The organism is Rathayibacter tanaceti (genome assembly GCF_001634385.1).
GTDB classification, from domain to species: Bacteria; Actinomycetota; Actinomycetes; order Actinomycetales; family Microbacteriaceae; genus Rathayibacter; species Rathayibacter tanaceti.
Window position 1 is genome coordinate 1 of the sequence record NZ_LIIN01000039.1, and the last position, 22,852, is coordinate 22,852.

Genomic DNA, 22,852 nt, shown 5'->3' on the forward strand with positions numbered 1-22,852 from the left:
GGCAGAACCGGGCGCCAGACCTGCCGCCAACAGCACCGCGAGCCGGTGGACGATCGCCGCCACCTCATCGAGGCCGTCGCCGCGCTTCATCGGCCTGACCGCGAGCGCCGCGGCAGCGTGCCCTCCTGCACGCGCAGGCGCCCTGCCTGGTCGAGCACGAACCCGCCGAAGGCCCCGAGGCGCCGACGTCCGCCGCGCCGTTCCAGGTGCAGCACGAGGTCGATCGCGCTGACCGTCTGCCGAGCGATCGCCTCCGGCCCGAGGCCTGCGAGTGCGCCGAGCGCCTCGAGACGGGCGGGCACGTCCTCGAGAGAGTTCGCGTGCAGCGTGCCCGCACCGCCGTCGTGCCCGGTGTTCAGCGCAGAGAGCAGCTCGCGCAGCTCGACTCCGCGGCACTCCCCCAGCACGAGTCGGTCGGGCCGCATCCGCAGCGCCTCCCGCACGAGCCGATCGAGACCGACAGCCCCGGCGCCCTCGAGGTTCGACTGCCGCGATTCGAGCGAGACGACGTGCGGATGCGCGGGGCGCAGCTCGCCGACGTCCTCGATCGCGATGATCCGCTCCGATGCGGGCGCAGAGCTCAGCAGCGCTCCGAGCAGAGTCGTCTTCCCCGATCCGCCGGCGCCGGTGATCAGCAGATTCCAGCGCTCGAGAACCGCGCGGCGCAACAGCCGGACCCCCGGAGCGTCGAGCATCTCTGCCCCCTCGAGCCCCTCGAGCGTCCACGACTCGGCGCGCGGCACCCGCACCGAGATCAGCGCACCGCCGGTGGCGACGGGCGGCAGGACGACGTGCACGCGCACCCCGTGGCGCAGCCGCACGTCCACGCAGGGGCTCGCCTCATCGACGTGCCTGCCTCCGGCGGCGACGAGTGACACCGCGAGCCGCCGGGCGCCTGAGGAGTCGAGCGTCCACTCGGGCACACGCTCCGCGCCACCCCCGCGATCGACCCACAGGCCGGCTCCACCATTGACGAAGAGATCCGTGACCGCAGGGTCGGCGGCATGCGGGGCGAGGAGGCCGAGGCTCACCGCGGCCGGCCGGACCGGTCTCGGCTCGCGGCGATGCTCGGCGGGGATGAGGGGCACGAAATCGGGACTCATCCCCGCACGCTAGGAGCCGGCGCCACCGACCGGAGCACGACGACTCCGATCGGTGGAGAGGACCGTGATCGCCCCAGCTGTGGAGGAGCCGCTGCACCGCGTCGAGCGGAAGACCGGGCGCCCGGTGGCCGGTTGCCCGGGGCCCACGACGAACGCCCCCGCGAGCAGGGCTCGAGCGGGGGCGTGCGTCCCGGCGGGAGGAACCGACGGGAAGAAGGGGGCGGCACCCATTGGGGGGAACAGGTGCCGCCTCGGCGGCGCTGGATTGGGGGGAATCGCTTGCGCCGCAGAGCCGAACTTTCGTCCGGCCGTACGCCACTGTAGGGGAAGGACGGCGAATCGCCAAGTCCAGCCGCGCACCTCTGCGGAATCTGAGGAGAACTGGGCCGGACATTCAGGTTCGGCTCCCGCCTGATCCTGACCGGGGTCGAGCGCTACGGTGGTGCGAGGCCGACCGCGTGGGTCGGCTAACGTCGCACTCGCGAAGGAGCGAATCGCAGATGTCCACTTCCTCCGGAGCCGGCGGCACGACCGCCATCGACAATCTCCTCCACGAGACTCGGCGCTTCCCGCCGCCGGCCGAGTTTGCGGCCGGCGCCGTCGCGACGGGCGCGCTCTACGAGGAGGCCGCGACCGATCGGCTCGCTTTCTGGGCCGCGCGCAGCCGCGAGCTGCTGCACTGGCACACGCCGTTCACCAGGACCCTCGACTGGAGCGAACCGCCCTTCGCGACGTGGTTCGACGACGGCGAGCTGAACGTCGCCTACAACTGCCTCGACCGGCACGTGCTCGCCGGGCACGGCGACCGCGTCGCGATCCACTGGGAGGGCGAGCCCGGCGACTCCCGCTCGCTCACCTACGCCGAGCTCACTGCCGAGGTGAAGCGAGCCGCCAACCTGCTGACGAGCCTCGGCATCCGAGCGGGCGACCGGGTCGCGATCTACCTCCCGATGATCCCGGAGGCGGTGGTCGCCATGCTCGCGGTCGCCCGCCTCGGCGCGGTCCACTCGGTCGTCTTCGGCGGCTTCAGCGCCGAGAGCCTGCGTGCTCGCATCGACGATGCGGAGGCGAAGCTCGTCATCACCGCCGACGGCGGTTGGCGCAAGGGCGCCGTCTCGCCTCTCAAGCCGGCGGTCGACGCGGCGCTCGCCCTCGGCGGCGAGTCCGGCGTGCGGCACGTCCTCGTGGTGCGCCGCGGAGGCAACGAGGTCGACTGGCACGGTGGCCGCGACCTGTGGTGGCACGAGGAGATGGTCGCGGTCGACGCCGACCATGTCGCGAAGCCCTTCCCGGCCGAACAGCCGCTGTTCATCCTCTACACGAGCGGCACCACCGGGAAGCCGAAGGGCATCCTGCACACCAGCGGCGGCTACCTGACCCAGGTGGCCTTCACCCACCGCGCCGTCTTCGACCTCCGCCCCGAGACGGACGTCTACTGGTCGACCGCCGACGTGGGCTGGATCACCGGCCACAGCTACGTCGTCTACGGCCCACTCGCCAACGGAGCCACCCAGGTGATGTACGAGGGCACCCCCGACAGCCCGCACCCCGGCCGATGGTGGGAGATCGTCGAGAAGCACGGCGTGACGATCCTCTACGCGGCGCCCACCGCGATCCGCTCGTTCATGAAGCTCGGACGGCAGATCCCGCAGCGCTTCGACCTGTCGAGCCTGCGTCTGCTCGGCTCGGTCGGCGAGCCGATCAACCCGGAGGCGTGGATCTGGTATCGCGATGTGATCGGCGGCGGCCGGACTCCGATCGTCGACACCTGGTGGCAGACCGAGACGGGCGCGATGATGGTCTCGCCTCTGCCGGGCGTCACCACACTGAAGCCCGGATCTGCTCAGGTGGCCCTGCCCGGAATCTCGATCGACGTCGTCGATGACGACGGAACCCCGGTGGGCCCCGACGAAGGCGGACTCCTGGTGGTCACCGAGCCGTGGCCGTCGATGCTGCGCGGCATCTGGGGTGACCGGGAGCGGTACGTCGAGACGTACTGGTCGACGTTCGGCGACCGCTACTTCGCCGGAGACGGCGCCCGCCGCGACCGCGACGGCGACCTCTGGCTGCTCGGTCGCGTGGACGACGTGATGAACGTCTCCGGCCACCGCCTCTCGACGGCCGAGATCGAGTCGGCCCTGGTCTCGCACCCGGTCGTGGCGGAGGCGGCGGTCGTGGGAGCGGCGGACGAGACCACCGGACAGGCGGTCGTCGCCTTCGTCATCGCCAAGGCGAGCCGGGCCGAGGAACTCGCCGACGGGCACGACGAGCTCGAGGCCACGCTGAAGTCCCACGTCGCCGAGCACATCGGCGCGATCGCCCGCCCCCAGCGCATCATCGTGGTGCAGGAGCTGCCGAAGACCCGCTCCGGCAAGATCATGCGCCGCCTGCTCCGCGATGTGGCGGAGGGGCGTGCCGTGGGCGACACGACGACCCTGGCCGACACGCAGGTGATGGCGGTGATCACCTCCGCGATGGCCGCGGACTGACAGGGGTCCCGGGCGGAGCCGCGCCGGCGGGGAGGCCGCCCGGGGCACGACGCGGTCGGGATCAGTCGAAGGCGACGATCAGCTCGACCTCCACCGGAGCGCCGAGCGGCAGCTCGGCCACGCCCACGGCCGAGCGCGCGTGACGGCCCGCCTCACCGAACACGTCTCCGAGCAGCTCCGAGGCACCGTTGACCACTCCGGGCTGACCGGTGAAGCCGGAGGCGGAGGCGACGAACCCCGTGAGCTTGACGATGCGCGTCACGCGGTCCAGCGATCCGATCGCGTCGGCGACCGCCGCGAGCGCGTTGAGCGCGCAGATGCGGGCGAGATCCTTCGCCTGCTCGGGCGACACCTCAGCACCGACCTTGCCCGCCAGTGGCAGCGCGCCGTCGACGAAGGGGATCTGACCGGCCGTGTACACCACTCCGCCGTGGACGACCGCCGGGACGTACGCGCCGGCCGGGACAGCGACGTCGGGGAGCTCGATGCCGAGCTCCGCGAGCCGCTCGGCGATCACGCGTCGGCCTCTGCGACGGGACGCTTGAGGTAGGCGACGAGCCCTCCCTCGGGCCCGGTCACGATCTGCACGAGCTCCCACCCCTCGGAACCCCACGTGTTGAGGATCGCCGTGGTGTTGTGGATCATCAACGGGGTGGTGACGTACTCCCAGCGCGGGACGGACATGGCTCTCCTCGAGTGCGGCCGGTGCGGGACGACTGCTGAGCGCCGCACATCGGCGGGATGGGGGCCGCGGCTCGTCCGAGCGCGGCGACTACGCTGATTCTATGTCGGGGCAGGGCGGGACCAGAGTCGTGAAGACCATCGGAGGTGCCGTCGGCAGCCTGATCGGCATCGTCGCGATGAGCATCGTCGCAGGGGTCCTGGTGGCCGCCTCCGTCACGCCGGCGATCGCGCTGAGCGGCATGGCCGCCGGCAATACGGTCGAGATGTTCGACAACCTCCCCGAGTACCTCGAGATCGGCACCCTCGCAGAGAAGAGCGACGTCTATGCCAAGGACTCGGCCGGCGGCGACGTGCTGCTCGCCTCCTTCTATGCGCAGAACCGGGTGCAGGTCGGCTGGGACGAGATCTCGCCGTTCGTGATGGATGCGGTCATCGCCTCGGAGGACCCGCGCTTCTACGAGCACGGCGGCGTCGATCTTCTCGGGACGGTTCGCGCGGCGGCGACCACCGCCCTGGGCGCCGACGTGCAGGGCGGCTCCTCCATCACCCAGCAGTACGTCAAGAACGTTCTCGTGCAGAAGGCGGAGGGGCTCAGCGATCCGATCGAGCGCGACGCGGCCTACCGCGAGGCGACCGAGACCACACCGGAGCGCAAGGTGGCCGAGATGCGCTTGGCGATCGGCCTCGAGAAGGAGTACGCCAAGAACGACATCCTTCTCGGGTACCTCAACATCGCGCTGTTCGGAGGCACCGTCTACGGCATCGAGGCCGCCGCCCGCTACTACTTCGGCGTCAGCGCGAAGGACCTCTCGCTCGCGCAGTCGGCGGCGCTCGTCGCGATCGTCAACAACCCCGAGAAGTTCCGCTTCGACCGACCGGACGATCCGGCGAACCTCGCGGCGGAGGGCTACCCGAGCACGCTCGATCGGCGCAATTACATCATCAACCGCATGGACCTCGAGTCGAAGGTGACGACCGAGCAGGTGCAGGAGGCGGCCGCGACGCCGGTCTCCCCCAGGATCACCGAGCCCAGCACCGGCTGCCAGACAGCCGGAGTCGCCGCCTTCTTCTGCGACTACGTGACCTGGGTGATCAAGAACGACGACGCGTTCGGCGCGAGTCAGGACGAGCGCGACGCGACCTTCAAGCGCGGCGGCTACCAGATCTACACGACCCTCGACTCCGATCTCCAGCAAGCGGCCGTGTCCGCCACCGACGCGTGGGTGCCGAAGTCGATGGCGAACGTGAACATCGGCAGTGCGAGCGTCTCGGTCGAGGTCGGCACCGGCCGAATCCTCGCGATGACGCAGAACAAGGACTACTCCAACGACCCCACCGTGACGGGCGCGAACTACACGAGCGTCAACTACAACACCGACTTAGGCCACGGCGGCTCCTCCGGCTTCCAGGTGGGCTCGACCTACAAGGTGTTCACCCTCGCGGAGTGGCTCCAGGAGGGGCACTCCCTCAGCGAGAGCGTCGACGGCACCCGCCGCGCGTACACGACGTTCCGAGACAGCTGCGAGCCCGGCGGGGTCTACTACGGCGGTGAGCCCTGGAACCCCGGAAACGACGAGGGCGGCAACGGAGGTGTCACCACGGCGCTCCAGGCCACCACCGGTTCCATCAACACCTCTTTCGCCGCAATGGCGCAGCAGCTCGACCTCTGCGGTATCCGCAACACGGCACTCTCGATGGGCGTGCATCGCGCCGACGGGACGGAGCTGCAGAAGCTGGCCCCGGCCATCCTCGGCACCAACGAGATCGCACCGCTGACGATGGCCACCGCCTTCGCGGGTTTCGCCAACAAGGGAACCGTCTGCACCCCGATCGCCATCGACCGGATCGTGGATCGCACGGGCGCCGATATCGCTCCGCCCTCCTCCGAGTGCACGCAGGCCCTCTCGGAGGATGTCGCGGCTACAGCCGCGTTCGCGCTCCAGCAGGTGGTGTCAGGAGGAACCGGCGCGCCGTCGAACCCGAAGACGGGCGTTCCGCACCTCGGCAAGACCGGCACCACCGACAAGGCGGTGCACACGTGGATGGTCGGTGCGAGCACCGAGGTCGCCACGGCGACCTGGGTCGGCAACGTACGGGGGTCGAGCTCGATGCGGTCCTTCTTGCTCAAGGGAGTCAACGCTGGTCAGGTGCGCCACCAGATCTGGCCGCGGATCATGCGGGTCGCCGATGCGAAGTACGGAGGCTCAGCGTTCCCCGCCCCCTCCCAGGCCCTCGTCGACGCGTCGCAGCAGGCGGTTCCGCAGGTGACTGGCCAGAGCCCCGCTGTGGCCACCGCCCGACTGCGGTCGGTCGGATTCACGGTGAGGGTCGACGCCGCCCCCGTCCCCTCCGACCGGCCCGCCGGCACCGTCGCCAGGACAGACCCGCCCGCGGGGTCGCGCGTCGCCAAGGGCGCGCAGATCACCCTGCGGATCAGCGCGGGCACGGCGGCCCCGTCGCCGGGCGGCTGACACGGGGCGTGCGCTCGGAAGCGTCCGGCAGAATGAACGCGGTCGCGCTCGCGGCCGAGTCGCGAGAGAAGGACCCATGACCGGACGGACCCGTCGCCCCCTCACCACAGCCCTCGCGTCGGCCGCTGCGGCAGGCGCCGCCGCCGCCGCCGCGTGGGGCATCGGCGTCGAGCGCACGCTCTTCACGGTGCGGCGCACGTCGTTCCCCGTTCTTCCCTCCGGAGCCGACCCGATCCGCATCCTGCACGTCTCCGACCTGCACATGGCTCCGTGGCAGTCGAAGAAGCAGGAGTGGATCCGCTCGCTGCTCGCCCTCGCGCCGGACGTCGTCATCGACACCGGCGACAACCTCGGCCACCGCGACGGCGTGCTGGGTATCCGCCGTGCCCTCAAGCCCTTCGCCGGGATCCCCGGAGCGTTCGTGAACGGCTCCAACGACTACTTCGGGCCGCGGCTGAAGAATCCGCTCCGCTACTTCCGCGGACCCTCGAAGAATCCGGAGCAGCACGAGGCCGATCTCGACACCGAGGGACTCACCGACTTCTTCGCCGGGGCACTCGGCTGGATCGACCTGAACAACCGCGCTCAGAGCATCACGGTGAAGGGCACGCGGATCGAGCTCTTCGGGGTGGACGACCCGCACATCGGGCTCGACCGCATCGACCTCGTCGCAGGAGCGGTCGACGAGCTGCGCGCAGCCGAGGAGGAGCCGGTCGGAGTCAGCATCGGCGTCGCCCACGCGCCGTACCAGAGGGTCCTCGACGACTTCGTCGCGCGGGGAGCGGAGGTGATCCTCGCCGGTCACACCCACGGCGGCCAGGTCTGCGTGCCCGGCTTCGGCGCGCTGGTCACCAACTGCGACATCCCGCGCGACAAGGTCGCGGGCTCGAGCACCTGGAACAACGGCCTCCGCAGCTCCCACCTCAACGTCTCCGCCGGAGTCGGCACCTCCATCTACGCTCCCGTGCGCTTCGCCTGCCGCCCCGAGGTGACCCTGGTGACGCTGGTCCCCTCGGCCTGACGACCGGTGTCCGACGGGAGGCCGGAAATCGGCTACTATTGATGAGGCTCGTGAGCGGTTCTCCGTGATGAGTACGCCGGGGTGTGGCGCAGCTTGGTAGCGCGCCTCGTTCGGGACGAGGAGGTCGTGGGTTCGAATCCCGCTACCCCGACCGGTGAGAAGCCCGGCCAGGATCAATGATCCGGCCGGGCTTCGTCGTTGCCGGGCGCCTCGCTGACGGGCACCTCGTTGCCGGCTTCGCCCGGCCGCGCCTCGGGAGTCTCCCGGTGCGACTCCCGGCCCGGTCACAGCCGCGTCGGGAAAGAATGTTCTTCCGCCGTCGTCGTCGACTCCGCCCGCCGATCGACGAGAGGAGCACCGTGCCCCGGTCGCTCACCCGCCTCAGCCTCACACTCCTCCTCGGCGTGCCCTACCTCGCCGCCCTCGCCGCGATCGCCTTCTGGCCGACTCCGGTCGACGCCGCGATCGACGGCGACCTGGGGCGAGTCACGTCCTGGTTCGCCCGTCACGGACTGCCCGCGGTCGACTACGGCTTCATCGAGTCGGCGGCGAACATCGCGCTCTTCATCCCCCTGGGTCTGCTCGTCGCGCTCAATCTGCGCCCACGACGGGCATGGATCGCCGTGTTGGTCGGCGCGGTCACCAGCAGCGTGATCGAGCTCGGTCAGCTCCTGTTCCTCGCTGCCCGATTCGCCACGGCGCACGACGTGCTGATGAACACCTCGGGAGCCGCGCTGGGTGCCGTCGCCGGTGTCCTTCTGAGCACCGTCATGAGCGCACGCGAACGCCGGAGGGCCGCGGAGTGGGACGACGCCTTCGCGCACCTACCTCTCCACGGCGCCTCCGGCGTCGCGGCGGACGGGCCCGGTCGCGCGAGCTGAGACGCCCCGCGACCGCCCGGCTCAGCGACCCAGGCCGCGGTACTCCCAGCCGGCCGCACGCCAGGCGGCGGGGTCGAGGCAGTTACGTCCGTCGACGATGAAGGGATTGCCGACCTTGGCCGCAGACGCGACGGGGTCGAGACCGCGGAACTGCTTCCACTCGGTGACCACCACGACGGCGTCGGCCCCCGCGAGCGCCTCGTCGACATCGGCCGTGTACGTGATCTCGGGGTACTTGCGGCGGGAGTTCTCGATCGCCTCGGGATCGGTCGCGACGACGATCGCGCCGAGATCGTGGAAGCGCGCCGCAACGTCGAGTGATGGCGAGTCGCGGATGTCATCAGACTCCGGCTTGAAGGCCAGGCCGAGAACCGCAATACGCCGGCCGGCAACCGAGCCGCCGAGACCCTCGGAGACGAGGTCGACGACCCGCTGACGGCGGCGGAGGTTGATCGCGTCGACCTCCTTGAGGAAGGCGACCGAGTCGCCGACACCGAGCTCGTCGGCACGCGCCGAGAACGCGCGGATGTCCTTCGGGAGGCAGCCGCCGCCGAAGCCGATGCCGGCGTTGAGGAAGCGACGTCCGATGCGCACGTCGTAGCCGATCGCGTCTGCGAGCTGCGTGACGTCGGCACCGGTCACCTCCGCGATCTCGGCGATCGCGTTGATGAACGAGATCTTGGTCGCGAGGAAGGCGTTGGCCGAGACCTTGACCAGCTCGGCGGTGGCGTAGTCGGTGACGACCAGCGGTGTGTCGGCGGCCAGCGCGGTCGCGTAGACCTGGTCGAGGGTCGCCGTCGCCGTCGCTCCGGCCTCGCCCTCCGGCACACCGTAGACGAGGCGGTCGGGGCTGATCGTGTCCTGCACGGCGAACCCCTCCCTCAGGAACTCGGGGTTCCAGGCGAGCGTCGAGCCGGAGGACGCGATGCGCTCAGCGAGGCGGGCCGCCGTGCCGACCGGCACGGTGGACTTGCCCACAACGAGCGAGCCGGGCTCGAGGTGCGGCAGAAGGGCATCGATCGCGGAGTCGACGTAGGTCATGTCGGCCGCGTTCTCGCCCGGCTTCTGGGGGGTGCCGACGGCGACGAAGTGCACGGCGGCACCGGCCGCATCGGCCATGTCGGTCGAGAAGCGCAGACGGCCGGACGCGACGCCCGAGGCGAGCAACTCGGGCAGTCCAGGCTCGAAGAACGGGGCGGTTCCGGCCGAGAGGGCGTCGATCTTCTTCTGATCGACGTCGATGCCGATGACGTCGTGGCCTAGTTCGGCCATCGCAGCAGCGTGGACGGCACCGAGATAGCCGCAGCCAATCACAGAAAGCTTCACAGAGGGTCTCCGAATCGTGGCAGGTTCGTGTCGCGGACGCGACGGTGAGGAGGAGCGGTGTGACGCGACGGTCGTGTCTGCGCGCGCCACCGCGCGACTACCGCCGCGCCAATGCTCTCAGATCGCGGGACACGTCGGCGACCGCGGCAGCGATCTGCGCGGCGACACGCTCATGAGTGGCCTCGCTGCGGCCGATAGGGTCGTCGATGTCGTCGCCGCCGTCGCCTCGCGGCGCTCGGCCCCGATGAGCGGCGGCGAGCCGGACGACGGCCCGGAGCCGAGCCGCCGGATCCTCGATGACCGGGAGCGGCACCTCCCGCAGCACGAAGGGGAGCACCCGGGCGAACTCAAGCAGGGTGAAACCGCGAAGAAGGAGGGACGGAAAGCTCCGAGACGCATCGACGAGGTGCTCGCGAGTCATTGTGAGCAGGAGATCGGCCCCGCCGACGAGCGTCTCGTTCAGCACCGAGCTCCGGTGCGCCGAGGGGTCGCCGCCGTGGACGACGGAGAACCGCGCCGACATCGGATCCATCGGGACACCATCACGAGTGCGTACGCCGGCGCTCGTGAAGGCGAACAGCGGACCTCCCTCGGGCGATGTGGCCTCGGCGAGCGACGCGCGGAGCAGCTGCTCCGACATCGGCGAGCGGCAGATGTTGCCCGTGCAGACCGAGAGCACGGTGAAGACAGGACTCTCGGAGGCCGCATCGGACTCGTCCGGGCGCCAACCCCGACGTGCGCGGCGGGACGGGTCGTCGCCCGGGAACATCATCGCCGGCCGCTCAGGCCGACGTCGGAGTCGGCTCGGCGGCTGCGTCCGGGCGGGCGCCGGAACGCTCCGAACCGTAGTAGCTCGTGTAGTAGTAGCCGTAGCCGCGGCCGACCTGCCCGCGCGGCGGGACGCGGTTCAGGATCACGCCGAGGGTGTGTCCGCTGACGCGCTCGAGGTTCTGAATCGCCTTGCCCAGCTCGTCTGTCGTGGTTTTGCCAGCCGAAATCACGACGAGGGCACCATCGGTGCGAGCCGTGAGGATCGCTCCGTCGGTGACGGGGAGCAGCGGCGGCGCATCGACGATGACGATCGCCTCGCGAGCGATCTCGTGCAGCAGGATGTCCATACCGTTGGAGCCGAGGAGCTCGGAGGGGTTCGGCGGGATCGATCCGGCACCCAGCACCCACAGGTTGCCCGACGGGCCCCAGGCTGGAGGACGTCCTGCAGCTCGGCCTTGCCGATCAGCAGGTCGGTCAGGCCGACGCCGGGCACCAGCCCGAAGGACTTGGCCACCGTGGGCTTGCGGAGGTCGCCGTCGACGACGACGGTGCGCTGACCGGAGGCGGCGAGGGTGACGGCGAGGTTGGCGGTCACGGTCGACTTGCCGTCCGAGGGGAGCGGGCTTGTGACGACGATGATGCGCGGCGGACTGTCGATGTTCATGAACTGGAGGTTGGTGCGCAGTTCGCGCAGCGACTCGGCCAGCGCGTGCTTGCCATCCGACTTCACGTAGTCGGTCGTGTCGGCCTCGGGGACGATGCGGTTGGTCTCGTTCAGCCGCTTGTCCACGGGGAGCGTGCCGACGACCGGCAGGTCGAACAGGCGCTCGACCATCTCGGCCGTGCGGATGCGGCGGTCGAGAGTGTTGCGGACGAAGGCGTAGACGAGGCCGATGACGAGACCGGCGAGCGCGCCGACCGCGAGGACCAGACGGAGGTTCGGGAAGGCCGGCGAGGAAGGCAGGGCCGCGGTCTGGAGGACGGTGAGTGTGACGGTGTCGCCGACGCCCGTCTCCTGGTTGACCTGCTGCACCTTGGTGGCGATCGCCGAGACCCAGGCGTCGGCGAGCTTCTGCGCGCCCTCGGGGGTCGAGGCCGTCGCGCTGACCTTGAGGACGGGAGCGACCGTGTCGGGCTGCACCGAGATCGCCGCGATGAGCGTGGCCGGCGAGACGTCGAGACCAAGGCTGTCGATCGCGATCTGCGCCACGTCACGCGACGTGGCGATGGGCACATAGGTCGCAAGGCTCGACTTGGCGACCGACTGGGCGATCTGCTGCGTGTAGATCTCCTGGCTCTCGTCCGTGCCGCCCGTCGTGGCGACCGAGACGAGGCCCTGCGAGTCGGCGACGTAGCGCGGAGTCTGGGTCAGCGACCAGCCGAAGGCGACGAGGGTGCCGAGGAGGATCGCGGCGACGATCGGGATCCAGTGGTCCCGCAGAAGCCGGAGGACGTCTCGTAGTTCCACAGGGTCAGATTCCTTCGCTGATCATGATCGCACGGCACGTGACGAAGACGGGTGCTGTCGAATTCTGACACAGCGCCCGCACCCCTCAGACGCAAGGCGCGTCATGCGTGCCACCCGTCGGGGGTGGTCGGAAGAGGAGGCGTTCTCGTGATCACGCCGAGGTCCTCCAGTTCGCTCACCGCGGCCTCCACAGCGGCCTCGGCATCGACGCCGACGGGCGGGGGGCCGACCTCTTCGAGGACCGACGCGACCAGACCGGCGACATGAGCCCCACGATCGGCGTGCCGCCACACCACGGGCCCGATCCCGGAGAGGCGCACGAGGACATCGTTGCAGAAGACGAGCAGCTGTCCGTCGGGCAGCTCGACCGCGTCGTCGGCCGGAGTGCGCACGAGCGCGCCGGGAGGTACCTCCCCGGCAGCCCCGAGCGGCACTGCGCTCACGTCGCCCCACGCCGCGGGAGCCGGCGCGCCGAGCCCGGCGAACGCCTCCTCGACGAGGTGCACCACGCTCCCCGCCTCGGAGTAGACCAGGCGACGCACTCCGCCCAGAGCGGTGAGAGTGCGCACCAGCCCGGTGATGGGGCGGGGCCTGGCCGAGAGGTAGGAGGTCTGCGGCACGAGGTCCTCGATCGCCTCGATCGGATCGACGGGCTCGAGGTAGGGCGCGTCGACGGCGTCGCGGCGCTCGAGCAGCACGACGCCCGCGAGCACGAGGGGCACGTCCGGCGCGGGCCGCAGCCCGAGCGCGGTGGGGGCCAGTTGGGCCTTGGGCGCGGAGCCGCTGAGCGGCTTCACCGAGAGCGGCTTCGGATAGGGCAGGACTCGCCCCTCGGAGGTGACCCCGACCGTCTCGTCCGTGACATAGCCGAAACGGGATCCGAGCGTGCGGGCGATCGTGGTCTTGCCTGTCCCCGAGGCGGCGACGAACGCGAGTACATGACCGTCCTCGTCGGCGATGCCGCAGGCGTGCAGCATCAGCAGGTCGCCGCGCCGTTCGCCGATCGCTTCGACGGTCAGGGTCGAGGTGAGCGACTCCTCCAGCTGGGCGACACTGGTCGAGGACACGCGCATCCCGGTGCCGACCTGCCGGGTCGGGGTCGGTGCGACTTCGGCGAGCACGTCGCGGGCGGCGGAGTCCGGGTCAGCCGCGCAGCACGCCCAGCTGTCCGCGATCCTCGCCGCGTCCTCCTCGCTGACGCCCGCACCGAAGACGACGCGGAACGGGGTCTCGAGCACCGAGACGGACAGGGTTCTGGGCGCAGAGGCCCTCACGCCGGCGATCAGTACGCTCCGTCGCGGGCGAGCACGGCTCGCGCGGTCTTGAAGAGGATCACGACGTCGCCGGTCATCGACCAGTTCTCGACGTAGTAGAGGTCGAGGCGCACGGTGTCCTCCCACGACAGATTGGAACGCCCGCTGACTTGCCAGAGGCCGGTGATGCCCGGCTTCATCAGGAAGCGGCGGTGCACGTGCTCCTCGTACTGCTCGACCTCGCGCGCCAGCGGCGGGCGGGGGCCGATCAGCGACATGTCGCCGCGGAAGACGTTGAGGAACTGCGGCAGCTCGTCGAGGCTGAAGCGTCGGAGGAACGCTCCCACGCGGGTGACCCGCGGATCCTTGGCCATCTTGAACAGGATCGTGTTGCCCTCCGCCCGCTGCTCGGAGGCCAGCGCGGCCAAGCGGGCCTCGGCGTCGACGACCATCGAGCGGAACTTGAGCATCTCGAACGTCGCGCCGTTCAGGCCGATGCGCTCCTGACGGAACAGCACGGGTCCGGGACTCGTCGCCTTGACCAGCACGGCGACCACAACGAGGACCGGTGCACTGAGCAGGATCAGCATGGTCGAGGCGAGGATGTCGAACAGCCGCTTGGCGAAGCGCTGACGACCGTCGAAGCGCGGAGTCTCGACGTGGATCAGCGGCAGTCCGGCGACCGGGCGGGTGTGGATCCGGGGTCCGCCGATGTCGGTCAGGCTCGGCGCGACGACCAGGTGCTCGCGCCCGGGCTCGAGAGTCCAACTCAGCTCGCGGATGCGCTGCGGGGCGAGCTCGTCCGAGCTCGTGACGACGACAGTGTCGGCCCCGGTGGCGTCCATCACAGCGCGCACGCCGTCGACCCCGGCGAAGCCGTGGACCGCGAGGCCGGAGAGCTCCGGCTCGTCGCGCAGTGCCTCCGCGCCTCCGACCGAGGTCGAGACCGCGCCGACGAGCTTGTAGCCGGCCTCACTCCCCCGGCGCAGCTCGCGGGCGGTGTGCAGCACGCTCGCGCGAGAGCCGAGCAGCACCACCTGGCTCGAGAAGCGGCCGGACCGGCGCTGGCGGGTGAGCCACGAGCGCCAGACCACGCGCCCGACGCAGATCAGCACGATGCCCGCGGGGAACGCCGTGATGATGTAGCCGCGCGCCAGCAGGATCTGCAGGAGGTAGGCGATGATCGCGACGATGCCGAACAGCCAGATCGAGGCGTCGACGACCCGGCGGTACTCGACGTAGCCGGTGCCGACGATGCGGCGGTCGCGGGTGTCGAACACCTGGAGGGCGAGGAGCCAGCCCACAGAGAGCCCGACCGACACCCACGTGTAGCTGATGGCGATGTCTGCGGGGTTCTGGAATCCCACGTCCGAGTTCAGGTTCAGGTCGAACCAGTACAGCTGAGTGCCGAAGACGGAGAGGATGATCGCGATCACGTCGGTGATCAGCAGACGCCGGCGGTAGTCCTGCTCCCACGACGGACGGCGCTTCGGCGTGGTCCCCTGCGCCGTCATCGTTCCCCCCGCCCTGTCCTGCTGCTGTGCCGAAAGGCGTAATTCCGTTTCCGGTGATGTCACTTCGCCAGGCTACCCACTTCCTCGTTTCCGATGGGTGTCGGAGAGGCGAGCGTTCCTCCCCGGGTCATCCGCGGAGCCGTCCGCGACTCTCCTGGAGGTAGCACGCGCCGCAGAGAGCCTCGTAAGTCACCGCCGCTCCGTCGATCGCGACCTGATCTCCGTCGAACACGAACCGACCGTCGAGCACGCGCCCGTTGAAGATCGCTTTGCGCCCGCACCGGCAGATCGTCTTGAGCTCCTCGAGGGCATGGGCGATTTCGAGCAGCCGGCGGCTCCCCGGGAAGGCCGCAGTACGGAAGTCGGTGCGGATGCCGTAGGCGAGAACGGGGACGTTCTCGAGGATCGCGATGCGGAGCAGATCGTCGACGTGGGACTCGGCGAGGAACTGGGCCTCGTCGACGAGCAGGGCGCTCACGTCGCGCGCCGACTCGGCGAACACACGCTCGCGCGCGGCGGTGAAGACGGCGACAGGATCGCCGTCGGGCTCGAAGAGGATGTCCACCGGACGGGTCGCACCGAGACGCGAGACGATGAGCGCGTCGCCCTTCGTGTCGACCGCCGGCTTCGCGAGCAGCACGCGGTGGCCGCGCTCCTCGTAGTTGTGCGCCGCCTGGAGGAGCGAGGTGCTCTTGCCGCTGTTCATGGCGCCGTAACGGAAGTACAGCTTGGCCATCAGGTCTCCTCGGGGCTGGTGCGGAGGCGGCTGCCCCGATGCGGGTCGACGGGGCTCACGGGAGGAGCCCGTCCTCGCCGGCACGCCTGATGAGGTCGGCGCGCCGGCCGGCGGGGCGCCCTGCCGCGCTGTACTTCCGGCGCACCCGCTGGAGGTAGGTCTTCGCCGTCTCGAACTGCACGTTCATCTTCGCGGCCACCTCGGGAGTCGTGGAGCCGGACGCGTAGAGCCGCAGCGCCTCCAGCTCTCCCGCGCTCAGCCGCGGGCGCTGCTGGGTCGCGACTCCCGACGGCAGTGGCCGCCACTGCGCCGCGGAGACGTCGGCGGAGCGCATCTCGAGCGCAGCCCGGGTCTGCTCCATCACGTCGCGCATCGGCCGAGACTTGGCGAGATGCCGCAGGGCGCCGGCCCGGAGCGTGCGCTCGTGGATCTCGTCGTCCTCGCTCTCAGAGAGGACGACGACCGCGGCGCCCGCCGCGCGGCAGGTGCGGATCCGTGCCTCGATCGAGATCGGCTCGCGGACCTCGACGTCCATGATGACGACCTGGGTGGGGAAGACATCGCTCGTGACGAGATCAGGCCAGGTCGCGGCTCCGATCACCAGCTCGAAATCGGGTGCGTGCGATCGGATCCACGTGCTCATCGCAGCGAGGAGGTCCTCGTGGGTGTCGAGGAGCCCGAGCCGGACCGGCCTCCGGGCCTCGACATCGAGGCTCCCGGCCGAGGGGCCCGACGCGGAGGAGCCGGGCGCGGGCTCACCGGAGCGGGTGACCATGCCGACGATCCTACTGGCGGGTGGTCGAGCCGCCGGCTCAGAAGAGGGTCGGCTGGCCGACCCCCGGCAGGAGCGCCGCCTTGTCGGGACCGAGCTCTCCGATCAGCAGGCCGTCGTGCTGCAGCGCGTTCCGCTCGCCGCCGAGTGTGCGCAGCGTGCCCAGCGACCCGAGAGCGGAGGAGCGGACCGAGCCCGTGGCGGGATCCTCCTCGCCGCGCTCAAGCCCGTGATCGCGCATCAGGGGACGGATGCGTGCGGACAGCCAGCGGCGGTACTCCTGTGGCGCGTAGACGGCGCGGCCGGGGTAGAGCGAGCGGTAGCGCTCGAGCACCTCGGGGTGCTCGTGCGCGAGCCACTCGAAGAACCACTCCTTCACGCCGGGCTTGAGGTAGAGCGTCGAGTACATGATGCTGCTCGCGCCGGCGTCACGGCACGCACGCAGAGAAGCGTCGAGGTGGGCGCGCGTGTCGGTGAGGAACGGCAGGATCGGCATCAGGAACACCGAGCACTCGAATCCCGCCTCGCGCGCGGCCGTGACGGTCGCAAGCCGGGCCGCCGCCGTCGGCGCTCCCGGTTCGACGGAGCGCTGCAGGTCCTCGTCGTACACAGCGATCGAGACTCCGAGGTCGACCGGCACGTGCTCGGCGGCCTCACGGAGCAGCGGCAGGTCGCGGCGGAGCAGCGACCCCTTCGTGAGGATCGACAGGGGCGTGCCCGAGGCGGCCAGCGCCGCGATGATGCCGGGCATCAGCCGGTAACGACCCTCTGCCCGCTGGTAGGGATCGGTGTTCGTGCCCAGAGCGACGGGGTGCCTGCCCCAGCTCGGCTTCGCCAGCTCGCGCGTGAGCACCTCGGCGACGTTCACCTTGACCACGATCTGCGAGTCGAAGTCGCGACCGCCGTCGAACTCGAGGTACTCGTGGGTGGGCCGCGCGAAGCAGTAGGTGCACGCGTGGGTGCAGCCGCGCATGGGATTGATGGTCCAGCCGAACGGCATCTTCGACGAGGTGTGCACCCGGTTGAGCGCCGACTTCGCGAGCACTTCGTAGAAGGTGATGCCGTCGAACTCCGGAGTCCGCACCGTCCGCACGAGATCGGTGAGCGTGACGAGCCCGGGTAGCGCGGCCTCGTCCGCCGTGCCGATCGACTGCCCGCTCCACCTCATGAAGCTATGAGAACATATGTTCGAACGACACGCCCGGGGATCGTCTAAACGGAGGCGGAGAGGTCCAGCGTCCGAGCGGTCGCTCCCACGGTGGTCTCGGCCTTCTCAGGAGCGTCGTTGAGGGTCGAGCCGTAGCTCGGCACCAGAGCGCGGATCCGCGGCTCCCACTGCGCCATCCTGCCGGGGAAGCACTTCTGCACGATGTCGAGCATGATCGGCACCGCGGTCGACGCACCGGGCGAGGCGCCGAGGAGGCCTGCGATGCTGCCCTCGGCCCCCGTGATGACCTCGGTTCCGAACTGCAGCACTCCGCCCTTCGTCGCGTCCTTCTTCATCACCTGCACGCGCTGACCGGCGGTGATGAGGTACCAGTCCTCGTCGCGGGCGGCGGGCAGGAACTCGCGCAGCGCCCTCATCTTCTTGCCGCGCCCGGCCAGCACCTCGCCGATGAGGTACTTCATCAGGTCGAAGTTGTCACGCGCGACCGCGAGCATCGGGCCGATGTTGTGCGGCCGGATCGAGAGCGGGAGATCGAGCCAGGAGCCGCGCTTGAGGAACTTGGGCGTGAATCCCGCGTACGGCCCGAAGAGCAGCGAGGCCTCGCCGTCGACGATGCGGGCGTCAAGGTGTGGCACCGACATCGGAGGCGCTCCTACCGCGGCCTTGCCGTAGACCTTCGCGCGGTGCTTGGCGACCAGCTCGGGGTTGTCGGTGCGGAGGAACTGCCCCGAGATGGGGAAGCCGCCGAAGCCCTTGATCTCGGGGATTCCCGACTTCTGCAGCAGGTGCAGCGCTCCGCCGCCCGCACCGACGAAGACGAAACGAGCGGTGACGCGCTTCGGGGTGCCTCCGACGACCTGCTTGAGGTCGAGGCGCCAGGTGCCGTCCTTCTGCCGGGTGATGTCGGTGACCTCGTGGCCGGTGTCGAGCGTGCCTCCGTGTGCGACCACGTGGTCGAAGAGCTGACGGGTGAGCGAGCCGAAGTCGACGTCGGTACCGGCCGGCACTCGGGTCGCCGCGTAGGGGCCGCCTCCCGCGGGACGCTGCTCCATCAGCAGCGGCGCCCACTCGTGGATGGTCTTGATGCTCTCGGTGAACTCGATGCCGGCGAACAGCGGCTGGTCCTTGAGCGCCTCGTAGCGCTTGCGGAGGTACTCGACGTTGGCCTCGCCGTGCACGAAAGTCATGTGCGGGGCGGGATGGATGAAGCTCGACGGCTCGCGGATGTCGCCGGACTCGACGAGGCTCGACCAGAACTGACGCGAGATCTGGAACTGCTCGTTGATCTGGATGGCCTTGGCGGGGTCGACGGAGCCGTCGGCCGCCTCGGGCATGTAGTTCAGCTCGCAGAGGGCGGCGTGGCCGGTGCCCGCGTTGTTCCACGGGTTCGACGACTCCTGGGCCACGTCGCCGAGGCGCTCGTAGGCGGCGATGGTCCAGTCGGGCTGCAGCTGGGTGATGAGTGCGCCGAGAGTGGCGCTCATGATGCCCCCACCGATGAGGGCGACGTCGACCGGTTCCGAGGAGTTCACGAGAGTCGAGTTTACCGTCGCCGAAGCGCGCAAGGCTCGGTCGGGTACGAGCTTGCGCATCAAATTCGGGGCTTTTCCACGCGAGCGGGGCGAATCCGGAATGGGGCAGACCCTCCCCTCGCGTCAGGAGACGGGCTGCTTCGCCGCGATCAGCTCGGCGATCTGCACGGCGTTGAGGGCGGCGCCCTTGCGCAGGTTGTCGTTGCTGATGAAGAGCGCGAGCCCGCGGCCCTCCGGAGCGCCTTCGTCGGCGCGGATGCGGCCGACGTAGCTGGGGTCCTTGCCCGCGGCCTCGAGCGGCGTCGGCACCTCGCGGAGGACGACTCCCGGCGCTTCGGCGAGCAGCTCGCGCGCTCGCTCGGGGGTGAGGGCGGAGGCGAACTCGGCGTTCACCGACAGGGAGTGGCCCGTGAAGACGGGGACGCGCACGCAGGTGCCGGAGACCAGCAGCTCGGGGAGTTCGAGGATCCGACGACTCTCGTTGCGCAGCTTCTTCTCCTCGTCGGTCTCGTTCGAACCGTCCTCGACGAGGTTGCCGGCGAAGGGGATCACGTCGAACGCGATCGGCGCGACGTACTTGTCGGGCGCGGGGAAGGCGACCGCGGAGCCGTCGTGCACGAGGTCGAGCAGGTGCTCATCGGCGACGGCGGCGCGGACCTGGCCTGCCAGCTCGTTCGCTCCGGCGAGCCCGCTGCCCGAGACGGCCTGGTAGGTGCTGACGATGAGGCGCGTGAGGCCTGCCTCCCGGTCGAGGACCTTGAGGACCGGCATCGCGGCCATCGTGGTGCAGTTGGGGTTCGCGATGATGCCCTTGACCGCCTGGTCGATGGCGTGCGGGTTGACCTCGCTCACGACGAGCGGGACCTCGGGGTCCATCCGCCACGCGCTGGAGTTGTCGATCACGAGGGCGCCGGCCGCGGCGAACCGGGGGGCCTGCGCGCGAGATCCCGTGGCTCCCGCCGAGAAGAGGGCGATGTCGAGGCCCGAGGGGTCCGCGGTCTCGACGTCTTCGACGACCACGTCCTCGCCGCGGAAGGGCAGAGTGGAGCCGGCCGAGCGCGCGGTGGCGAAGAAGCGGATCGACGCAACGGGGAAGTCGCGCTCCTCGAGGAGGCGGCGCATCACCTTCCCGACCTGGCCGGTCGCGCCGACGACGCCCACGTGGAGGGGGGTGCTACTCATGCTGTGCTCTTTCGTCCGTGCGGCGCGCGGGCCGGTCTGGCGGAGGTAGTGAAGGAGAAGGTACCGAGCGGTCCGGGCCGACGCGCAGGCGCGGCCGGATCTCGCGGGTGGGTGGCCGTCAGCGGCCGGTTCCTGCGTAGACGACGGCCTCGTCGTCTCCATCGAGCCCGAACGCCGTGTGCACGACGCGCAGCGCCTCGTCGACGGTGTCGGCGCGGGTGACGACCGAGATCCGGATCTCGCTGGTCGAGATCATCTCGATGTTGATCCCGGCCTCGTAGAGCGAGCGGAAGAGCTTGGCCGAGACGCCCGCGTTGGTGCGCATCCCGGCACCGACGAGCGCGAGCTTGGCGATCTGATCGTCGTACTGGAGCGATTCGAAGCCGACCTCGTCCTTCTCGGCGTTGAGCGCCATCAGGACGGTCTGGCCGTCGGCCTTGGGAAGCGTGAACGAGATGTCGGTGCGCCCGGTCGCGGCGGCCGAGACGTTCTGCACGATCATGTCGATGTTCGAGCCGGTCTTGGCGACGATCGTGAAGATCTGCGCGGCCTTGCCCGGGATGTCGGGGACGCCGACGACGGTGATCTTCGCCTCGTTCAGGTCGGCGGCGACTCCGGCGATGATGGGCTCTTCCACGGCTTGTCCGTTCTGCTCGGCGCCGGCGGTCTCGGCGTTGTAGACGATGGTGCCCTCGTTCGGGCTGAAGGAGGAGCGCACGTGGAGCGTGACCCCGTGGCGGCGGGCGAACTCGACGGCGCGGATGTGCAGCACCTTGGCGCCGGCGGCGGCGAGCTCGAGCATCTCCTCGCTCGAGATGCGGTCGAGCTTGCGGGCGCGTTTGACCACGCGGGGGTCGGCCGTGAACACACCGTCCACGTCGGTGTAGATCTCGCAGGTGTCCGCGCCGAGTCCCGCCGCGAGCGCGACGGCCGTGGTGTCGGAGCCGCCGCGGCCGAGGGTCGTGATGTCCTTCGTGTCGCGGTTGAAGCCCTGGAATCCGGCGACGATGACGACGGCGTTCTCGTCGAGCGCCTCCCGCAGCCGCACCGGGGTGATGTCGACGATGCGGGCGGCTCCGTGCCGGGCGTCGGTGATCATGCCGGCCTGGCTGCCGGTGAACGAGCGTGCCTCGTAGCCCATGCTCTTGATGGCCATGGCCAGGAGGGCCATCGAGATGCGCTCCCCGGAGGAGAGCAGCATGTCGAGTTCGCGGGGCGCCGGCAGAGGAGTGACCTGGTGGGCCAGCTCGAGCAGATCGTCGGTGGTGTCACCCATCGCGGAGACGGCGACGACGACATCGTTGCCCGCCTGCTTCGTGGCGACGATGCGCTTGGCGACCCGCTTGATGCTCTCCGCATCGGCGACGGAGGACCCTCCGAACTTCTGGACGATCAGGCTCACGTGCTGCTCCCGGGTCTGTGGCTGGACCGCCGTCGCGACCCGACGGGCGAGTCTACCGGGCGGGTGCATGCCGACGGCGTCATGTTGCGTGCGTCGGCGGCGGGGTCAGTTCTCGATCAGGCGGCGACCTTCGAAGGCGCGGCCGAGGGTGATCTCGTCGGCGTACTCGAGATCGCCGCCGACGGGGAGCCCGGAGGCGAGGCGCGTGATGCGGATGCCGAGGGTGCTCAGCATTCGCGAGAGGTACGTGGCCGTCGCCTCGCCCTCGAGGTTGGGGTCGGTCGCGATGATGACCTCCTGCACCTCGCCGTCGGCGAGCCGCTGGAGCAGCTGGCGGATCCGCAGCTGGTCGGGCCCGATGCCGTCGATCGGGCTGATCGCGCCGCCGAGCACGTGGTAGAGCCCGCGGAACTCGCGGGTGCGCTCGATCGCCGGGACGTCCTTCGCCTCCTCGACGACGCAGATGACGGAGCGGCTGCGACGCGGATCGCGGCAGATGCCGCAGGTCGCCTCCTCGGCGACGTTGCCGCAGATGTCACAGAAGTGCACTCGGCCGCGCAACTCGAGCAGGATCTCGGCGAGACGGGTGACGTCGAACGTCTCGGTCTGCAGGATGTGGAACGCGATGCGCTGGGCCGACTTCGGTCCGATGCCGGGGAGTCGACCCAGCTCGTCGATCAGCTCCTGGACGATGCCTTCGTACATGCGGTCGCCTCCTCTCGGGTGGGACGGACGGGGGTGGCGACGGTGCGGAGCGGGCCGCGGCTCATGCGCCGGTCACGCGGGGACCGCGGGGCGTGTGCGGCTGCTCCTCGATGAACTGGGCGCCGAGGATCTCGCGCACCACCGCCTCGCCGTAGCGCTGTCGCCCGTCAGCCGTGGCGGCGCGGGTGGTCCGGGTGACGGGTCGGGCCGGCGGCGCGGGACGCTCGGGAGCGGCGCCGGCTCGCGGCGGAGCGATCGGCTCGGCGGCCACAGGCGGCTCGCCCGGAGGCGTCACCGTCGCCCAGGAGCCGGGCATCGGCGGCTCGACCGGCGGCATGTCCTCCTCCGGCGGCTCCTCGTCGAACGGCGGCTCG

At 70.2% G+C, this 22,852-nt stretch carries 20 protein-coding genes, 1 tRNA gene and 1 pseudogene; 5 read left to right on the forward strand and 17 right to left on the reverse strand.

Annotated features, from left to right (window positions below; translation table 11 throughout):
• Positions 1 to 86 precede the first annotated feature (86 nt).
• On the reverse strand, positions 87 to 1,103 hold the full coding sequence (locus ACH61_RS06675; RefSeq protein ID WP_068210152.1) for a TadA family conjugal transfer-associated ATPase: 1,017 nt from the start codon (positions 1,101 to 1,103) through the stop codon (positions 87 to 89).
• A 500-nt stretch (positions 1,104 to 1,603) separates the two neighbouring features.
• On the opposite strand from ACH61_RS06675, the gene acs reads away from it, so the two are divergent.
• Entirely contained in the window at positions 1,604 to 3,592 is a 1,989-nt protein-coding gene (gene acs / locus ACH61_RS06680; RefSeq protein WP_068210155.1) for an acetate--CoA ligase, read from the forward strand.
• A 61-nt stretch (positions 3,593 to 3,653) separates the two neighbouring features.
• Here acs and ACH61_RS06685 read toward each other — a convergent pair whose 3' ends face one another.
• Together ACH61_RS06685 and ACH61_RS17820 are read right to left on the reverse strand one after the other, a co-directional pair.
• Positions 3,654 to 4,109, reverse strand: coding sequence for a RidA family protein (locus ACH61_RS06685; RefSeq protein WP_199220824.1), 456 nt, complete (start codon positions 4,107 to 4,109; stop codon positions 3,654 to 3,656).
• Positions 4,106 to 4,276, reverse strand: a complete 171-nt coding sequence (locus tag ACH61_RS17820; RefSeq protein WP_166971887.1) for a DUF4177 domain-containing protein — start codon at positions 4,274 to 4,276, stop codon at positions 4,106 to 4,108. Before ACH61_RS17820 ends, ACH61_RS06685 begins: the two co-directional genes overlap by 4 nt.
• Before the next feature lie 101 nt (positions 4,277 to 4,377).
• Here ACH61_RS17820 and ACH61_RS06690 point away from each other — a divergent pair, with 101 nt between their 5' ends.
• The 4 genes from ACH61_RS06690 (at position 4,378) to ACH61_RS06705 (ending at position 8,649) form a co-directional block, all read left to right on the forward strand.
• Positions 4,378 to 6,747, forward strand: coding sequence for a penicillin-binding protein (locus tag ACH61_RS06690; RefSeq protein ID WP_068210158.1), 2,370 nt, complete (start codon positions 4,378 to 4,380; stop codon positions 6,745 to 6,747).
• A gap of 76 nt (positions 6,748 to 6,823) precedes the next feature.
• Complete coding sequence (locus tag ACH61_RS06695) at positions 6,824 to 7,768, forward strand: metallophosphoesterase (protein WP_068210159.1); 945 nt, start codon at positions 6,824 to 6,826, stop codon at positions 7,766 to 7,768.
• 77 nt (positions 7,769 to 7,845) lie between these two features.
• Positions 7,846 to 7,919: transfer RNA gene (locus ACH61_RS06700), tRNA-Pro, on the forward strand.
• 208 nt (positions 7,920 to 8,127) lie between these two features.
• Entirely contained in the window at positions 8,128 to 8,649 is a 522-nt protein-coding gene (locus tag ACH61_RS06705; RefSeq protein WP_158286075.1) for a VanZ family protein, read from the forward strand.
• 21 nt (positions 8,650 to 8,670) lie between these two features.
• Here the strand turns inward: ACH61_RS06705 and ACH61_RS06710 are convergent, their stop codons facing one another.
• The 14 genes and pseudogenes from ACH61_RS06710 to ACH61_RS06770 form a co-directional block, all read right to left on the reverse strand.
• The gene (locus ACH61_RS06710; RefSeq protein ID WP_068210165.1) at positions 8,671 to 9,975 is read right to left on the reverse strand and encodes a UDP-glucose dehydrogenase family protein; all 1,305 of its coding nucleotides are present in this window, start codon (positions 9,973 to 9,975) and stop codon (positions 8,671 to 8,673) included.
• A 97-nt stretch (positions 9,976 to 10,072) separates the two neighbouring features.
• On the reverse strand, positions 10,073 to 10,747 hold the full coding sequence (locus tag ACH61_RS06715) for an arsenate reductase/protein-tyrosine-phosphatase family protein (RefSeq protein WP_082845077.1): 675 nt from the start codon (positions 10,745 to 10,747) through the stop codon (positions 10,073 to 10,075).
• Positions 10,748 to 10,757: 10 nt separating this feature from the next.
• Positions 10,758 to 10,976: a hypothetical protein gene (locus ACH61_RS17305; protein WP_161489631.1), complete on the reverse strand. Its 219-nt coding sequence runs from the start codon at positions 10,974 to 10,976 to the stop codon at positions 10,758 to 10,760.
• The gene (locus ACH61_RS06720; RefSeq protein ID WP_068210167.1) at positions 10,973 to 12,214 is read right to left on the reverse strand and encodes a YveK family protein; all 1,242 of its coding nucleotides are present in this window, start codon (positions 12,212 to 12,214) and stop codon (positions 10,973 to 10,975) included. The genes ACH61_RS17305 and ACH61_RS06720 overlap by 4 nt, the downstream gene beginning before the upstream one ends.
• 101 nt (positions 12,215 to 12,315) lie before the next feature.
• Entirely contained in the window at positions 12,316 to 13,488 is a 1,173-nt protein-coding gene (locus ACH61_RS06725) for a hypothetical protein (RefSeq protein WP_153038807.1), read from the reverse strand.
• An 8-nt stretch (positions 13,489 to 13,496) separates the two neighbouring features.
• Entirely contained in the window at positions 13,497 to 14,981 is a 1,485-nt protein-coding gene (locus ACH61_RS06730) for a sugar transferase (RefSeq protein ID WP_068210172.1), read from the reverse strand.
• Between the two features lie 127 nt (positions 14,982 to 15,108).
• Positions 15,109 to 15,717, reverse strand: a complete 609-nt coding sequence (locus ACH61_RS06735) for a thymidine kinase (RefSeq protein WP_068210175.1) — start codon at positions 15,715 to 15,717, stop codon at positions 15,109 to 15,111.
• 55 nt (positions 15,718 to 15,772) lie between these two features.
• A complete protein-coding gene (locus ACH61_RS06740) occupies positions 15,773 to 16,492 on the reverse strand; it encodes a helix-turn-helix transcriptional regulator (RefSeq protein ID WP_068210177.1) in 720 nt (239 codons plus the stop codon).
• A 37-nt stretch (positions 16,493 to 16,529) separates the two neighbouring features.
• Complete coding sequence (locus ACH61_RS06745) at positions 16,530 to 17,657, reverse strand: Rv2578c family radical SAM protein (protein WP_068210180.1); 1,128 nt, start codon at positions 17,655 to 17,657, stop codon at positions 16,530 to 16,532.
• 44 nt (positions 17,658 to 17,701) lie between these two features.
• A complete protein-coding gene (locus ACH61_RS06750; protein WP_082845078.1) occupies positions 17,702 to 19,249 on the reverse strand; it encodes a malate:quinone oxidoreductase in 1,548 nt (515 codons plus the stop codon).
• Between the two features lie 63 nt (positions 19,250 to 19,312).
• Positions 19,313 to 20,371, reverse strand: coding sequence for an aspartate-semialdehyde dehydrogenase (locus tag ACH61_RS06755; protein WP_068210183.1), 1,059 nt, complete (start codon positions 20,369 to 20,371; stop codon positions 19,313 to 19,315).
• A gap of 118 nt (positions 20,372 to 20,489) precedes the next feature.
• A complete protein-coding gene (locus tag ACH61_RS06760) occupies positions 20,490 to 21,773 on the reverse strand; it encodes an aspartate kinase (protein WP_068210186.1) in 1,284 nt (427 codons plus the stop codon).
• Between the two features lie 105 nt (positions 21,774 to 21,878).
• The gene (gene recR / locus ACH61_RS06765; RefSeq protein ID WP_068210188.1) at positions 21,879 to 22,478 is read right to left on the reverse strand and encodes a recombination mediator RecR; all 600 of its coding nucleotides are present in this window, start codon (positions 22,476 to 22,478) and stop codon (positions 21,879 to 21,881) included.
• 61 nt (positions 22,479 to 22,539) lie between these two features.
• Positions 22,540 to 22,852, reverse strand: a pseudogene (locus tag ACH61_RS06770) (hypothetical protein); the annotation flags it as partial.

What these genes read in the sequence shown, in the direction of transcription:
- ACH61_RS06740 (WP_068210177.1), bottom strand. Translation starts at nt 16,492, where the DNA reads ATGGTCACCCGCTCCGGTGAGCCCGCGCCCGGCTCCTCCGCGTCGGGC.
- ACH61_RS06755 (WP_068210183.1), bottom strand. Translation starts at nt 20,371, where the DNA reads ATGAGTAGCACCCCCCTCCACGTGGGCGTCGTCGGCGCGACCGGCCAG.
- ACH61_RS06750 (WP_082845078.1), bottom strand. Translation starts at nt 19,249, where the DNA reads ATGCGCAAGCTCGTACCCGACCGAGCCTTGCGCGCTTCGGCGACGGTA.
- ACH61_RS17820 (WP_166971887.1), bottom strand. Translation starts at nt 4,276, where the DNA reads ATGTCCGTCCCGCGCTGGGAGTACGTCACCACCCCGTTGATGATCCAC.
- ACH61_RS06730 (WP_068210172.1), bottom strand. Translation starts at nt 14,981, where the DNA reads ATGACGGCGCAGGGGACCACGCCGAAGCGCCGTCCGTCGTGGGAGCAG.
- ACH61_RS06675 (WP_068210152.1), bottom strand. Translation starts at nt 1,103, where the DNA reads ATGAGTCCCGATTTCGTGCCCCTCATCCCCGCCGAGCATCGCCGCGAG.
- ACH61_RS06715 (WP_082845077.1), bottom strand. Translation starts at nt 10,747, where the DNA reads ATGATGTTCCCGGGCGACGACCCGTCCCGCCGCGCACGTCGGGGTTGG.
- acs (WP_068210155.1), top strand. Translation starts at nt 1,604, where the DNA reads ATGTCCACTTCCTCCGGAGCCGGCGGCACGACCGCCATCGACAATCTC.
- ACH61_RS06735 (WP_068210175.1), bottom strand. Translation starts at nt 15,717, where the DNA reads ATGGCCAAGCTGTACTTCCGTTACGGCGCCATGAACAGCGGCAAGAGC.
- ACH61_RS06695 (WP_068210159.1), top strand. Translation starts at nt 6,824, where the DNA reads ATGACCGGACGGACCCGTCGCCCCCTCACCACAGCCCTCGCGTCGGCC.
- ACH61_RS06745 (WP_068210180.1), bottom strand. Translation starts at nt 17,657, where the DNA reads ATGAGGTGGAGCGGGCAGTCGATCGGCACGGCGGACGAGGCCGCGCTA.
- ACH61_RS06690 (WP_068210158.1), top strand. Translation starts at nt 4,378, where the DNA reads ATGTCGGGGCAGGGCGGGACCAGAGTCGTGAAGACCATCGGAGGTGCC.
- recR (WP_068210188.1), bottom strand. Translation starts at nt 22,478, where the DNA reads ATGTACGAAGGCATCGTCCAGGAGCTGATCGACGAGCTGGGTCGACTC.